Source organism: Morganella morganii, assembly GCF_019242955.1.
In the GTDB taxonomy this organism is placed as follows: Bacteria; Pseudomonadota; Gammaproteobacteria; order Enterobacterales; family Enterobacteriaceae; genus Morganella; species Morganella sibonii.
The window spans coordinates 3,586,227-3,600,514 of the sequence record NZ_CP066129.1; the positions used below are offsets into that span (position 1 = coordinate 3,586,227).

Sequence of the window (14,288 nt, forward strand, 5' to 3'; positions counted from 1 at the left end):
GAGTAAAAGCGCCCTGCTGATATCACGGCGCTTTTTTCTGTACTATTTTCAGGCGGATTGACGTCTCCGGGAAGACGGAAACGGTGGTAATACGGCATTTTTCAGCGCCAGTGATGCAGGATGGCGCAGCTGTTCAATACAGCCCTGTGGTGAGGTTTCGGCAATTTTGCCCTCATCCATCACCACCACCCGTGCCGCAAATTTGCTGACCAGCCGCAAATCGTGAGTGACAAACAGATAGGCAATGCCCCGGGTTTTCTGCAGCTGACCAAGCAGTGTCAGCAGAGATGCCTGCAAATGAATATCCAGGTTTGACACGGCCTCATCCAGGATAATCAGACGCGGGTCCGGTGCCAGCGCCCGCGCAATACAGATACGCTGTAACTGCCCGCCGCTGATCTGTGACGGCAGTTTACCGAGTACTGACAGCGGCAGTTCCACCATATCCAGCAACTCCGCTATCCGGGCTTTGCGCTGTATTTCATCAAGTGAGGTCAGCAGTTTCAGCGGTTCGGCAATGGTCTGCTCCAGAGTAAACCGCGGATCAACCGCCCCGGGAGGATCCTGAAAGACCATCTGGATCTCCGAGCGGAACTGCCGGCGTTGTTTTTTATCCAGTTTGCGTACCGGCATCCCCCGGTAGAAAACATCCCCTTTTTCCGGATATTCCAGCCCGCAGATCTGACGCGCCAGCGTGCTTTTTCCGCAGCCGCTGCGCCCGAGAAGCGCAACCGTTTCGCCCTCATTCAGGGTCAGGGAAATGTCATCGAGAATACAGCGCGGTTTTCCCGCCCCCATCAGTGAATGGCTTTGGTAGCTTTTGCTCAGGTGTTCAACAGAGATCAGTGTCATGCGGAAAGCTCCAGACCATACAGTGAAAGGTGCGCGGAAATAAGATTACGGGTCACCGGCGAGCGCGGCCGGGCAAAAATATCCTCCGCCGGGCCGGTTTCAATAATTTTCCCGTCTGACAGCACCGCCACCTGGTCGGCAAGACGCGCCACCACGCCCATATCGTGAGTGATCAGCAGCAGTCCGGTCTGCCGGTCAGCCACAACATGATCCAGCAAGTCGAGGATTTTCATCTGCACCACCAGATCCAGATCGGTAGTCGGCTCATCGGCAAACAGAAACGGCGCATCACTGAGAATAGCAATCGCAATCATCATCCGCTGCAACATGCCGCCGCTCATCTCAAACGGATAGAGCTTCAGAATATGCTCACTGTCCCCCAGTTCCACTTCTGCCAGCACATCACGGATGCGTTTATCAATGCCATGCAGCGGCTGCCGGGTCGCTTTCAGTGTTTCAATAATATGCTGATGCATTGTCCGTACAGGGTTAAACGCACTGCGCGGATTCTGCATAATCGATGCAACCTGCCTGCCGCGCAGAGCCTGGCCGGTGACCGCCTGCCCGTCCAGCAGGATAGTACCCTGTGTTTTCTGCACGCCCGGAGGAAGAACATCCAGTACCGCAGAGCAGGTCATCGATTTACCGGAACCGCTCGCCCCGACCAGCGCCAGTACTTCGCCGCGCCGCAGGGAAAATGACAGATCAGAAATAAGGAAATGCGCATGATTATTATGCAGATAGCCTGCCGATAAATGACTGATATCCAGTACAGAATGATTTAATGACATGTTCCGGCCCTCAGTGTCGGGTCCAGACGATCGCGCAGTGCATCCCCGAGGATGTTAAACGCCATCACACTGAAAAATAAAATTAAACCCGGCCAGAAAATCAGCATCGGTGATGTCCGGACAAACTGGCGGGCATCACTGATCATCACGCCCCACTCTGCGGTCGGTGCCGCCACGCCCAGTCCGAGGAATGACAACCCGGAGACATGCAGCATCATATGGCCGATATCCAGCGTCGCCAGTACGATCAACTGGGAAATAGTGGCGGGAAACAGATGCCGGAGAAAGATCCGCACATTACCGGCACCGCTCAGACGTGCCGCCAGCAGAAACTCCCGGTGACGCAGCGAGAGAATAATTCCGCGGACAATCCGCGCATACCATGCCCAGTGTGAAAGTGCGATCGCAATAATCACGTTTGTCAGCCCGGTACCGAGTATCCCGATTAAAAACAGCGCCAGCACCAGTGTCGGGAACGTCAGAAATACATCCGTAAACCGCATGATAATCTGATCCGTCCGCCCGCCGGTAAACCCGGCAATACCGCCGATCACCAGCCCGAGTGTCATAATAATCACCAGCGTGATTGCTACGGTTCCGAGAGAAATCCGCGCCCCGGCAATCAGGCGGGAAAAAATATCACGCCCGAGATGGTCGGTACCGAGCCAGTACTGGCTGTCCGGTGCCTGAAGCCGGTTCGATAACTCTACCAGATCCGGATCATGCGGAGAGATCCACGGCCCGGCAATCATCGCGAGAACCAGCAGCGCCACCACGGCCAGCGCAAACCACAGCAGAAGATTGCGGCTGAGTGTCCGCCCGGCGGACGGGGCTTTCAGTATCATATCGCTCATTCAATACCCTCCGCAGAGAGGCGGATACGGGGGTCCGCAATCGCATAAATAATATCCACAATCAGGTTGCAGAGAACAAAAATCACCACCATCAGCAAAGTAAAGCACTGAATTACCGGGTAATCCCTGTTCATAATAGCGGAGACTGCATAGCGCCCCACACCCGGCCAGCTGAAAATACTCTCTATAATCAGCGCACCGCCGAGCAGTTCCCCGATATGCATTCCGATAGCCGTTATGATCGGCAGCCAGGCGTTACGCAAAATATGCGAACGCTCCACCGTCATTTCGGACAACCCGCGCAGCCGCGCATAACGGACATGCCGCTGCCCGGCGACCTCGAGCATACTTGCCCTCAGCAGCCTGGCATTAATCGCGAGTGACATCAGCGAGATAGCAATCACCGGCATCACCAGATGTTTTGCTTCACCTTTCCCCATCGGCGGCAGCCAGCCAAGATGCATGGAAAAAAGCAGAATAAGCAGGAATCCCAGCCAGAAATTCGGCATGGAAACCCCGATAAACGCGATCACACGCACCAGCTGATCCGGCCATTTCTCCCGGTAACGCGCCGCCAGCATGCCCATCGGCACAGACAGGATAATCGTCAGCGCCAGCGCCAGCCCCGCCAGTTGCAGCGTGGCGGGCAGGAAATAGAGCAGATCCGGCAGTACCGGTTTCTGCGTGGCATAAGAGATACCAAAATCCAGATGCAGCGCGTCAGACAGCCAGTGAAAATACTGGGTCATAACCGGCTTATCCAGGCCAAGGAGCTCACGGGCGCTTTCCACCGCCTGCGGGGTCGGCGGAATTTTAGACAGCCGCAGATAATCCAGCGCGGGGTCTGACGGCCCCAGGCGCAGGATCAGAAAGATAAACAGCGAGGTGCCGAGCAGCATCGGGATCAGCAGCAGCACCCGCCGGAAAATAAATCGCATCATAATCGCGGGCCTGTCACTTAACAGCCGGTGTCAGCTGATCAAACGGGATCTCATTCGACATCGCGCTGAACGGCACATCACCGATTTCCGGTTTTGCCACCGCAATGGCGGTGATGTAGGTCAGCGGCAGATACACCGCTTCTTCGTGCAGACGGGTCAGGATGTCGTGATACAGCGCACGGCGCTGTTTTTCATCCGTGGTGGTCAGCACCTGTGTGATTTTGGCATCGATTTCCGCTTTATCCGCCAGTCCCTGCTGTGCCTGATAATCGGCATGGGACGGAATGCGCATGGAACTGACAAACGCGTGCGGATCAAACGGCGCACCCCATGTGCCATTGAAAATCATCCCGAAACGGCCGTCTTTCTGGCGCGAATAAATACTGCTTTCCTCTTCCCCGACCAGTTTCACATCAATCCCGGCGCGGCGCAGATCTGCCTGTACCACCTCAGAAATCGACTTCGCCACCGCATCAGTACCGACAAAATTCAGCTCGACCACCAGAGGCTCGCCCTCTTTCTCACGGATACCGTTTTCGGTTTTCGCTTTCCAGCCGGCGTTTTCCAGCAGGGATTTCGCTTCTTCAACGTTATAAGAATACGGTGTCAAACCGGCATCCGCGTACGGTACATTTTCTGAGAAAAGGGTGTCCGCTTTTAACTGCGTGCCGTACAGCACCTTTTCAATCATTTTATCTTTGTCGACTGCGTGATTAATCGCTTTACGCACAGCTAAATCGCGGGTCGGACCTGTTTTGGTATTAATTGCCAGCACCAGAGATTCCAGAGGCGCGGACAGTTTGGTGGTATATCCCGGCATATTTTTAAAACGCTGATAGGTATCCGGATAAATAATCCCGTCCGTTCCGTACAGTAAATCCACTTCACCGGCTTCAAATGCCACCGCACGGGTATTCGGGTCCGGGATCACTTTAAATGTGACGGATTCATAAACCGGCTTTTTACCCCAGTATAATTCGTTGCGGACAAATTCATCCTTCTCACTCAGACGGGATTCCGTTAATACCCACGGACCGGTACCAATTGGTTTCATAATACCGTCTTTGGTGCCGCCATCTTTAAACTGTGACGGTGCAATAAAGCGGAACGGACGCGGCAGTGCCAGCTCCTGCAAAATAGGGTAATACGCATCTTTCAGAGTGATTTTTAACTGATTCGGCGCGATATCCTCAACGCCGGTAATCTGATTGGCCAGCTCAAGCCAGGCGTGGCGTTCGCGGTTTGCCAGAATAGCATCGAAATTTACTTTGGCTGCGGTGGCATCAAACTTTTCGCCGTTGGAGAATTTCACATCATCACGTAAGGTAAAAATATAGGTTTTTCCGTCATCTGAAACCGTCCATGACTCTGCCAGCCACGGCTTCACCGTTCCGTCATTCATATAACGGACCAGCGGTTCATACACCATGGTTTGTCCGGCCATCTGGTTCGGTGCATACTGGTGCGGATTTAACGGCCCCACATTTACCGGCCAGGCAAAATTTAAATGCGGATCGGCAAAGGCGGTATTTAAGGAACCCACCGCGAGCGCCGCAGACAATAATAAAGAACGGACAACATTACGCATATTTCACTCCTGATGTGCCACAGACAAATAAACAAGAAAGTCAGAAACCGGTTATTAAAATAATGCAGTCATAATATATAAGAGTCTGTTGCGTAATTAAGTACTCCCCCTGAGTACTTATTCAGAAAAAAACGATAAACTCCGGTTATTTTCAGCACTGACGGATTTATCAGGAAACCTGAGGCCGTTATTGCGTTATTTACCTGTTTATTCCCCGGTCAGCGGAAAGGTGATAACCACACTCTTTATCCGGTAAAAGCTGCAAAATGGCAGCGATCCCGCTATACTGACGCCCGCACTGAAGACAGTGCACATAACCACGGGCAGATATCACACCATCACGTGACAATTTGCTGCTCCCCATTGTAAAAATCTGAGAGTCTCATTATGTCATTACCTTCATGTCCGAAATGTAATTCTGAATACACCTATGAAGATGGTGCAATGTACGTGTGCCCTGAATGTGCCCACGAATGGAATGATGCCGAACCGGCAGCAGAAAGCGACGAGCTGATTGTCAAAGATGCCAACGGTAATTTACTGGCGGACGGCGATGCCGTGACAGTCATCAAAGACCTGAAAGTCAAAGGCAGTTCATCCATGCTGAAAATCGGCACAAAAGTCAAAGGCATCCGTTTAGTGGAAGGTGACCACAACATCGATTGTAAAATCGACGGCTTTGGTCAGATGAAACTGAAATCTGAGTTTGTGAAAAAGAACTGATTTTCTGACATAAGATTGCTGACAAAATCCCGGCCTGTTTTTTCCCGGACTTTGCCAACAATCTGAGGCTCCGCCATACCGGCGGAGCCGCTTTGTTCAGTCTGCCGCCGTTATGCCGGCCGTAACAGACTCCGCAGTATAGATATCAGACTGAACGCTGAGACTTTCCCTGTATAACGATCTGTCCTGACACCCGGCAAAAAACCAGCCGACCGGTGTCTGTAAAACATCAGCCGCTCTGGCCAGCATACCCACATTAATCCGGCTTTGTCCCCGTTCATAACGGGATAGCTGCTGCTGACTTATTCCCAGGCAGGCAGCAACCTGCTGCCCGGAATAACCCAGTGCTTTTCGTCTGCAGAAAATCCGGTCACCGACAGCACGATTTACCGACGCCATATCCGCGCCGGATTGAATTTCTGTCATATTCATTACCTTCAGAAATAAAATCATCCGGAAATATATTCCGGAGACCAATAAAGAAAAAAAAGCATTTATTGTCTAAATAAAATGAAGTTTATTTCATTAACAAAAATAAAAAATAACGCTGATTAACAATAAATACCACGGAAATAAATGAAACATAAAAAACACGGAAAAATGGAATATATAACGACAATATAAAAAACAAGTAATACACTACGTTTATTATCTTCAGATAAATCAGCAATACACGATCAATTTTACCTGCTGATAACATTATGATGATAATGATGAAAAATAGGTCATCCGTTTATTCTGTGATAACGTCGGAAACGAATTAAACCTGACCACCATTATCAGACTAAATATTTTTATGAAAGAACGAAAACACCTGAGTGAACAGGAGGTTCATTCCTTAATATCATCATTACCTGACTCAATTAATCATATCCGTAATCAATGCCTGATTGCAGTTTGCTTCAGTCACGGATTACGCGCCAGTGAACTGACCGGCTTAATGCTCAGTGATATTAATATCAATGAAAAGACCATTCATATTACCCGGCTGAAAAACGGATTAAGTACCAATCAGCCATTACAGTCCCCTGAATATAAATTGCTGATACAGTGGCTGGCACAGCGGAATTCATCCGTTCATTATGCCGAGCCCTGGCTTTTTCTTTCCCGCAAGGGCGGTCGTTTATCCCGCCAGCAGATATTCCGTATTATCCGTGACAGCGGATTGTCCGCCGATCTCAATATTGCGGCACATCCTCATATGCTGCGCCATGCCTGCGGTTATGCATTAGCGGACAGAGGGACTGATACCGGCAGCCCCGCCATTTCCCCCAGTTCTTTTAAGATCCGGTAAATACGGGATCGGGAAAGATGCCCGCCTTTGCGGGATAAAAACAACCAGTGATTTTCAGCAGCACGGGGATAACGGGAGCGACAGTTAAGCCAGCGGGTAAGCAGATTTTTTTCTGTACGGCTCAGGGGATGGGTGGTGGAAAGGCCGTTTTTAAGCCGTCTTATATAGAGATTATCGGCGGCGACATCCATGTCCGATAAACTCAGTTGTCCCAGTTCACTGACGCGGAAGCCGTGGACAAAACACATCCACAGCAGACAGGTATTCCGCTCCGGATCACGGCCGTTTTCCGCAGCCGCCATCATTTTTTCCACCTCAGACTGCATCAGGTGTTTACGTTTGTTTTCCTTCATCCGGTTTCCTTTTGTACCGGGATTGTGCGGGCAGGTCATACTCAGGAACAGATTCCGCCATATAAATATCCGCTTTTCCCCGGAAGCACTCCCGGTATGAACGCGCTTCCGGACAGTCAGCGAAAAACCAGCTGACCGGTGTCTGTAAAATGTCAGCCGCCCTGACCAGCAGACTGACATTAATCTGGCTGCATCCCCGCTCATAGCGCGAGAACTGCTGCTGGCTGATCCCCAGCTGGTCTGCCAGGCGGCTGCCGGACCAGCCCAGTTCTTTCCGTTTGCGGAAGATCCGGTAGCCGACAGATTTATTAACGGTTAAATCAGTATCTTCTGTAATCATATTTTAGTCTCACTCCGGGCCCACAGCGCTGCCGGTTTCTGCAACGCCATGAGATAAAAATAAGAAATTACGGCATGACAAGAATGATGGAGCCGGAACCTTCAAAGGCTCCCGGGGCAACCCGTCCGTTCACTTTCAGAACCGATTTCACATCCACCTGTGTCGCACCGCCGGCCGGAACATGAATAGGAGCGCCCCTCTCACCCGGGTTGTCGTTAAGATAAAGATCCGCGTACAGGCTGTTATCCGGGCGCAGCGGTACACGGCCGCTGTCAGAACCGGAGGCAATCACAAGGATATCCATGTCCAGATTGCAGGTGACGGTGATGCTTTTATTGCGCGCGGCATCCGGCAGACTGACTTCATCAATATCGCCGTAATCCAGAATCACTGAGCCGCTGGTCACCTCACAGGCGCCCACCGGCGGCGGTGCGATCCCGCACAATGATCCCGGCAGCAGACGTCCGTTTTTCGACCAGCCGCCTGATTCTGATTCATAAAACAGCCCCACACACTCCTGATTGGAATTCAGAGACGGCCCTCTGTGTTCTGCTTTTCCCTGATAGGGCAGAGAGATATTCTGAAAAACTGCTTCCCGTACTTCTGCCAGTGTTCTCAGTTTTTCCACACGGACAATCGATTTGGTTGATTTGCCCGGGGAACCGTCAACATCATGTTTATGGTTGATATTGATCCAGCAGACAGACCAGCCGTAACAGGGGTTGGGAGCCGACGGGTCTTCCGGATCCCAGCGCTCAATAATGTAGGTGTAAACAGCATCCGTCGGTTTCCCTGATGACTCCGTAATATAAGAGAAGATGGATGCCCCCGCCGAAGCGGACCAGAGCAGCGCAACCGCCGCTGTTATTTTCAGAAATCTGTTCATAGCGTGCCTCTGGTTACCCGTCAGTCATAATTGAGATGAAAAGTCGCAATGGCACTGAACGGCCCGCGTTTAATGGTTTTGTTTGCCAGTGCATCCGGTTCGCCCTGCACATAGGCACGGAAGTTCAGCAGTGTCAGTCCGTCGTTCAGCGTGATCTGCGGTGATGCTTCATTAACTGCCAGCGCCGTGCCGTCAGCATTTTCCAGCCCGACGGCAATCCCTTCCGCCTGACTGCCCGGGCTGATGGCCAGCGCCCCGCCGATAAACGGATTTTCATCCCCGGCAAACATCACCGTGACCCGCTTGCCGATGGAGGTATCACACTCCGAAAGCCGGATTTGAAACTCTTTTGATGGTGTCCGCTGATAAGCGTACAGATTTTTATCAGGGATATTCCCGAACGGCAGTTCCACAGTTTCATCCCCCGGACGTATCGTGCAGGGTTCATCCACCAGTGTGCCGTGAAAATACAGGTTATCAGCGGCAGCCCCGGCATCCGCAACCGGCAGTGATAACAGAAATACCCCGCAGGTACTGATAAAAAAGCGCCTTACTGTCTCATTCATTGCATTGCTCCTACTGATATTCCGCCAGCAATGTGGCGGTCACATCAAATGCGCCTTCCGGCAGTGTGCTGCCCGGCCGTTTCACCGGCACCGCCTGAATAACCGGCGGGTTATCCGGTGATACCGCAATGCGTTTGTTGAGCGTGAAGGGCTTTCCGTTCTGCGTCAGATGAATAGCCAGATCCGGAATATTGGTTTGCAAGGCCGCATCATCAAACCCGCTGACCGGCCCCGTGACGGACAATCCCAGATCCCAGCCTTTGTTATTGTCCTCACACACCAGGGTGTAATTAACGGCACGGGTATAATTAACGCCATCCACTTTATGCACGCCGACGTTGTCACCGAAAAACACATCAATCACTCCGTTATCACTGATCGTACAGGCGGGCGGTACCAGCAGAGTGCCGAACAGCTTCATATTCGGCGCGGCGGTACTTCCTGCGGCAGCACACAGCAGCCCGGTCAGCAGCACCCTCTGTAACCACCGGTCATGTTTTGCCATTGTCAGGCTCCTTACTGATAGTCCAGTTCCAGCGTTGCCACCGCAGAGAAATCCCCGCCGGTCAGCACTGCTGTCATGTCACGGACAGGTACGGCTTCCAGCGCCGGAAAGACCGGATAGGTAAATTTCACTTTTTCACCGGGATTCAGCTGCCGCCCCTGATAGAGCATGCGCACCCCCAGCCCGGCGATTTCGGTCTGCAGCAATCCGGAATCAAATCCGGCGGTATTGCCGGTGATGGCAAGTGTCATTGCATTGGTTGGCATCTTTGTGCACTCCGCCGTGTAATTGACCGGCTGTTTATAGCGCCGGCCGTCAATACGGGTGCTCAGCACCTCACCGAAATCCACCAGAATGGTGTTGCCGTTGTTGATAACACACGGCGGCGGTGCGATAACATTGCCGCGAATAGTGATATAGGTGATCCCGGGAACACCCCGGATACCGGCCACCCGTTCCGGCAGTGCCGCAGCACCTCCCGCCGAAATACAGAGCACAACCGCCAGTATCCGCCGGAGAGAGCTTATTTTTCTGATCCGCTCATCCATGGTTTATCCTCTGTCTGCTCAGTTACCGGCAGCCGTTTTTGTCACACGGCACTCTGTACCGCTGCAACTGAACTGCAACTGCGGACGGCCGCCGTAATCGTTGATATAACTCAGCACCGGTGCACTGCCGAGTGCTGATGCGCTGAGGCCGAGCGTACCCTGACTTTTCGGCGCCACCATCAGCGGGGAAAATCCGTCCAGACTTTTGCCGCCGAGCCCGCTGAGTGCATCCACAATTGTCACGTAATAAGCGGTCGGATTATTAACCTCATAGCTGTCACCGCGGCGTGTCAGGGTGATTTTCTCCTGCCACGGATTGGTCAGATCCGTTTGTGAGGCATAGATAGCTTCCGGGCGGTAAAACAGTTTGATCCGGGTTTGCAGGGCGATTTGCAGAACGTTCTGCCGGTTGCTGCGCGGCGGGATTTCCCGCAGATTGAAATAGAAGACACTTTCTCTGTCCTGCGGCAGCGCGGCGATCGCCGGTAATGACTGAATTTTCACCTGGCTTTTATCACCCGGCTCAATACGTTGTACCGGCGGAAGCACCACCAGCGGCGACGACACTTTCTGCCCGTTCTGATCCTCAATCCACCCCTGAGCCAGATACGGCAGTTCTTTGTTCATATTACTGACATTCAGACTGACGGATTTTTCCGCCCCGTTGAAAATGACACGGGTTCTGTCCAGCGCGATAGCGGCATGAGACTGTGCTGATGCCAGCAATACAGCCGCAATGGCCGGGACAAAGAGACGGGTGTGTTTAACTGACATCATAATGAATCACTCATTTCGTTACGTGTGGAAGGTGCCGGAGTTGTCCGGCCTGTAATATTCAGCCACTTTCCCTGCTGCGGACGGTCAGCCGGCAGCGGGGAAGACGGCAGCGCAACCGGCTGCGGCTTGTCCGGAACGGATTGCGGCTCTGCGCCGCAGGTCAGCAGCAGGGTATGCAGCGGCTGTCCCGGCGGAAGTTCAGGTACCGTCATCCGGCACGCTGTATCACTGCCGCGCCGCAGCGTCAGAATATCCCCGCTGTTAATACCGCTGAGGTAGACCTGCCCGCCGTCATTGACGATACCCAGTTCACGGTTATCCGCAGAGGTAACCACTGCACCGAACGGCGGTTCACTGCCGTCTGCCAGACGGATAGTGGCCATCGCTTTCTGTCCTGACAGCACATCAAACTGACGGTAGCCGATAGCCCCTTCCGTCAATGTCAGCTGCTGAACAGAGCGGCGTGCTTCCGCATTTTCCGGCAGTTTGTTGATATCGATAGCTGCACTGTTGCGGAAGTAGTTATTCATATCCGGCAGAACGGCTTTCCCGAAGCGGTTGGTATAGCTGAGTGCCCCGGTACTTCTGACCGGCACATCCGCCACACCACCGGTATCCACCAGCAGGCGGGCACTGCCCGGCATATTGATCCGGTGGAATGCCCCGCCCTGCGGCGTCATCGTCACCCCGCCCTGAAGCGAGAGCGATGCCGAGGTATATTCCCCGTCAATATGTCCGGCACTGGCGGTGACCAGCGCACTGTCAGCGTAGTGCATGTAATAGCCGTCGACAGACGCTTTACCGTTGCTGCTCAGCCCCGTCCCCAGACGGTAACTGTTGTTATCATCAGGACGGTCGAAATAACTGACGTTATGGGAGTTACCGTGACGGTTGATCATGCTGTTGTAGCTGACTGTCGCGCGATCGCCCACCGGCATACTGATGTTGAGATACACCCCGTCATCATTCTTATCCTGATATTTATTGCGGTAAGCCGATAAGCTGATGTTGATATTTTTATAACTGCCGATATCCATATACTTCGCCAGCGACAGGTTATAGTTATCGTTATCCGGGCGGTTCCAGTAAGTCTGGTGGCTGTAGTTCAGATAGGTACTCAGCCCGGCATCCGGGAACTGCTTACTGAACATGATGGTGTAAAGCTCTTTGTTGTTATCCGCACTGTTATCGTAATAGCGGCGATCCAGATACTGATTCATACTCATAAAGTCACGTTCAGAGAAACGGTATCCGGCGAAGGTGACCTGGCTGTCCAGCTCCTCAAACCGCTTGGAGTAACTCAGACGATATGAACCGCCGCGGTAGTTTTTATCCTCCTGCGGCAGACTGGCAAAAGATTGGGTGGCATCAAAAGAGATGGCCCCGAGGGCCATCAAATCACGACCAACACCAAGAGAAACTGCGTTATAGTCCCCGGCAACCAGGGAGCCGCCGTACAATGACCAGCCGTTGCTGATCCCCCACGAGAATTCCCCCATTCCGAAGACAGGGCCTTTCCCGTGGCGGCCGATTTCGGACGGCTGCCCGGCGGAGAGTTTGTACTGCACCCGGCCCGGACGGGTCAGGTAAGGAATACTGGCGGTATCCATCTGAAAGGACTGTACAGAGCCGTCCTGCTCTTCCACCCTGACATCCAGCTTACCGCTGACCGCATCATTGATATCCTGAATACGGAACGGCCCGGGCGACCTGGGTTTCATAAATCACCCGTCCCTGCTGACTGACCGTAATTTTGGCATTTGTTTTTGCCACGCCGGTGACTTCCGGCGCATAGCCGCGCAGATTCGGCGGCAGCATGTTGTCATCTGTGGCCAGATTGACACCAATGTAGCGGAAATTATCGAAAACATCGGAGCGGGAGAAAGTTTCCCCCATGGTCAGTTTTGCCTGTAACGGAGCTATCGCCCGGTAGAGGTAGGTCTGACTCCAGGTCCAGTCACGTTCGGAACGTTCCCCGGCACCGGTGGTATGACGGAGATTCGCCTGCCAGTCCGCACGGACACGCCAGACCCCCAGGTTTGCCCCGAGCGTCCCGTTCCCGGTGACCTGCTGTGTTTGCTTACCGTGAGCGGGATCATTAACACCGGCATTCACGTTGTAATCAAACAACACGCCGGAAATCCCCTCATCCCAGCGGGAAGGCGGGTCCCAGTTAGCGGCGGTATATTCCAGATAGGCCTGCGGCAGTGTCAGGATAAGCCCGCTGTCAGCCAGTTTCGGTGTTACTGACATCCCGGGCAGTGATGCGGTATCCAGGCATTTGCCGTCATTCCACCAGCGCAGGCGCTCTGCCCATTCCGGTTTCAGCCCGGTCTGCGCCATCAGTTCCGGCGATAAACAGACTTTACTGTCTTTCGGATCATCCGGCGGCACAATATAGGAAACCGGATAAATATCAGGCAACTCACTGTTATTCACCCGGATAAAAAAGTCGTAAGTACCGGGCATGATATAGCCGGCACGGGAAAAATCGGACAGATCAATATTCTGTTTGTCGTTTACATCAAGAATATCAGTATTAAATTCAATATCCTGATTATCCGGATAAGCGGCCTGCGAAATACCGGTCAGAATAAATGAAATCAGCACTGTCAGTCTCCGTCGGGAGACGGTACTCAGCGGAATTACCATAATGGATCCAGTCAGCTCGGTTTAATAATATTCCAGCTTGAAGCCCACTGTTGCCCGGTAATGACCGGACTGAAGTTCGTCGCTGTTTTTCACGAGACGCGCCTGATATCGCAGCGCCATATTATCGGGGTCAATATCTGCCGGCGGTAAGGGTTTACCGGGAACTGCCTCATTCCCGTTGCGATCAGTAATCGCCAGGGAAGCGCCTTTGCCGGAACCGTTCAGCTGAAAATGCCCGTCCTGTGCAGCGCCCTCAAAAGTGACCCGGAAACGGAGGTTATCTGCCGTCCCGCCCTTCACCGGCAGTACGGTGCATTCCGCCAGCCTGATCCAGAAATAGTCTGCGGGTCCCTGCCCTTCGTCGCGCAGCTGCGGAACGGAAACATCTGTCAGCGCCACCACCTGCTCACGGCTGGCTGTCGAGATAGTACAAACCGGCTCGAAAATCGTGCCCTGCATCTGTACCGCGCCGAAACGCAAACTGGTTTTTGCATCCTGTTTTGTTTCACCTGCTGCTGTATAAGAGGAAAAACACACTATCGTTATCAGCAATCCCTGAGTGATGACTCTGCACGCCATTTCCTGCCTCCGCTAAACGCACACAACTGAAAAGCGATA

16 protein-coding genes and 1 pseudogene are annotated in these 14,288 nt (G+C 52.8%); 2 read left to right on the forward strand and 15 right to left on the reverse strand.

Annotated elements, in window-relative coordinates:
- Window positions 1-48: 48 nt before the first annotated feature.
- From nikE to nikA, 5 genes are read right to left on the reverse strand one after another with little or no spacing between them, the layout of a single operon-like run.
- The gene (nikE, locus tag JC793_RS16855; RefSeq protein WP_046894630.1) at window positions 49-852 is read right to left on the reverse strand and encodes a nickel import ATP-binding protein NikE; all 804 of its coding nucleotides are present in this window, start codon (window positions 850-852) and stop codon (window positions 49-51) included.
- Entirely contained in the window at window positions 849-1,643 is a 795-nt protein-coding gene (nikD, locus tag JC793_RS16860) for a nickel import ATP-binding protein NikD (protein ID WP_166708610.1), read from the reverse strand. The genes nikE and nikD overlap by 4 nt, the downstream gene beginning before the upstream one ends.
- Window positions 1,634-2,488 carry a nickel ABC transporter permease subunit NikC gene (nikC, locus tag JC793_RS16865; RefSeq protein WP_200906987.1) on the reverse strand — a complete coding sequence of 285 codons (855 nt, stop codon included), beginning with the start codon at window positions 2,486-2,488 and terminating at the stop codon, window positions 1,634-1,636. Before nikC ends, nikD begins: the two co-directional genes overlap by 10 nt.
- 5 nt (window positions 2,489-2,493) lie before the next feature.
- A complete protein-coding gene (nikB, locus tag JC793_RS16870) occupies window positions 2,494-3,438 on the reverse strand; it encodes a nickel ABC transporter permease subunit NikB (RefSeq protein WP_166708611.1) in 945 nt (314 codons plus the stop codon).
- A 13-nt stretch (window positions 3,439-3,451) separates the two neighbouring features.
- On the reverse strand, window positions 3,452-5,026 hold the full coding sequence (gene nikA, locus JC793_RS16875; RefSeq protein WP_218426767.1) for a nickel ABC transporter substrate-binding protein: 1,575 nt from the start codon (window positions 5,024-5,026) through the stop codon (window positions 3,452-3,454).
- 387 nt (window positions 5,027-5,413) lie between these two features.
- Between nikA and JC793_RS16880 the strand changes: the two genes are divergently transcribed.
- On the forward strand, window positions 5,414-5,749 hold the full coding sequence (locus JC793_RS16880) for a zinc ribbon domain-containing protein YjdM (RefSeq protein ID WP_025152572.1): 336 nt from the start codon (window positions 5,414-5,416) through the stop codon (window positions 5,747-5,749).
- Window positions 5,750-5,845: 96 nt separating this feature from the next.
- Here the strand turns inward: JC793_RS16880 and JC793_RS16885 are convergent, their stop codons facing one another.
- On the reverse strand, window positions 5,846-6,175 hold the full coding sequence (locus JC793_RS16885) for a helix-turn-helix domain-containing protein (protein WP_218426769.1): 330 nt from the start codon (window positions 6,173-6,175) through the stop codon (window positions 5,846-5,848).
- 370 nt (window positions 6,176-6,545) lie between these two features.
- Here JC793_RS16885 and JC793_RS16890 point away from each other — a divergent pair, with 370 nt between their 5' ends.
- On the forward strand, window positions 6,546-7,043 hold the full coding sequence (locus tag JC793_RS16890) for a tyrosine-type recombinase/integrase (protein WP_166708615.1): 498 nt from the start codon (window positions 6,546-6,548) through the stop codon (window positions 7,041-7,043).
- On the opposite strand, the gene JC793_RS16895 is transcribed toward JC793_RS16890, so the two are convergent.
- From JC793_RS16895 to JC793_RS16935, 9 genes and pseudogenes are all read right to left on the reverse strand, one after another.
- Window positions 6,971-7,396 carry a tyrosine-type recombinase/integrase gene (locus tag JC793_RS16895; RefSeq protein ID WP_243846891.1) on the reverse strand — a complete coding sequence of 142 codons (426 nt, stop codon included), beginning with the start codon at window positions 7,394-7,396 and terminating at the stop codon, window positions 6,971-6,973. The genes JC793_RS16890 and JC793_RS16895 overlap by 73 nt on opposite strands.
- A complete protein-coding gene (locus JC793_RS16900) occupies window positions 7,377-7,736 on the reverse strand; it encodes a helix-turn-helix domain-containing protein (RefSeq protein WP_046894644.1) in 360 nt (119 codons plus the stop codon). Before JC793_RS16900 ends, JC793_RS16895 begins: the two co-directional genes overlap by 20 nt.
- A gap of 67 nt (window positions 7,737-7,803) precedes the next feature.
- Window positions 7,804-8,622 carry an MrpH family fimbial adhesin gene (locus tag JC793_RS16905; protein ID WP_218426771.1) on the reverse strand — a complete coding sequence of 273 codons (819 nt, stop codon included), beginning with the start codon at window positions 8,620-8,622 and terminating at the stop codon, window positions 7,804-7,806.
- A 20-nt stretch (window positions 8,623-8,642) separates the two neighbouring features.
- A complete protein-coding gene (locus tag JC793_RS16910; protein WP_046894646.1) occupies window positions 8,643-9,188 on the reverse strand; it encodes a fimbrial protein in 546 nt (181 codons plus the stop codon).
- Between the two features lie 10 nt (window positions 9,189-9,198).
- Complete coding sequence (locus JC793_RS16915; protein ID WP_107679200.1) at window positions 9,199-9,693, reverse strand: fimbrial protein; 495 nt, start codon at window positions 9,691-9,693, stop codon at window positions 9,199-9,201.
- A gap of 11 nt (window positions 9,694-9,704) precedes the next feature.
- Window positions 9,705-10,241, reverse strand: a complete 537-nt coding sequence (locus JC793_RS16920; RefSeq protein WP_218426773.1) for a fimbrial protein — start codon at window positions 10,239-10,241, stop codon at window positions 9,705-9,707.
- Window positions 10,242-10,259: 18 nt separating this feature from the next.
- Complete coding sequence (locus JC793_RS16925) at window positions 10,260-11,018, reverse strand: fimbria/pilus periplasmic chaperone (protein WP_046894649.1); 759 nt, start codon at window positions 11,016-11,018, stop codon at window positions 10,260-10,262.
- A pseudogene (locus JC793_RS16930) lies at window positions 11,015-13,670 on the reverse strand (outer membrane usher protein). Before JC793_RS16930 ends, JC793_RS16925 begins: the two are co-directional and overlap by 4 nt.
- A 21-nt stretch (window positions 13,671-13,691) precedes the next feature.
- A complete protein-coding gene (locus JC793_RS16935) occupies window positions 13,692-14,249 on the reverse strand; it encodes a fimbrial protein (protein ID WP_046894651.1) in 558 nt (185 codons plus the stop codon).
- Between the last annotated feature and the right edge of the window lie 39 nt (window positions 14,250-14,288).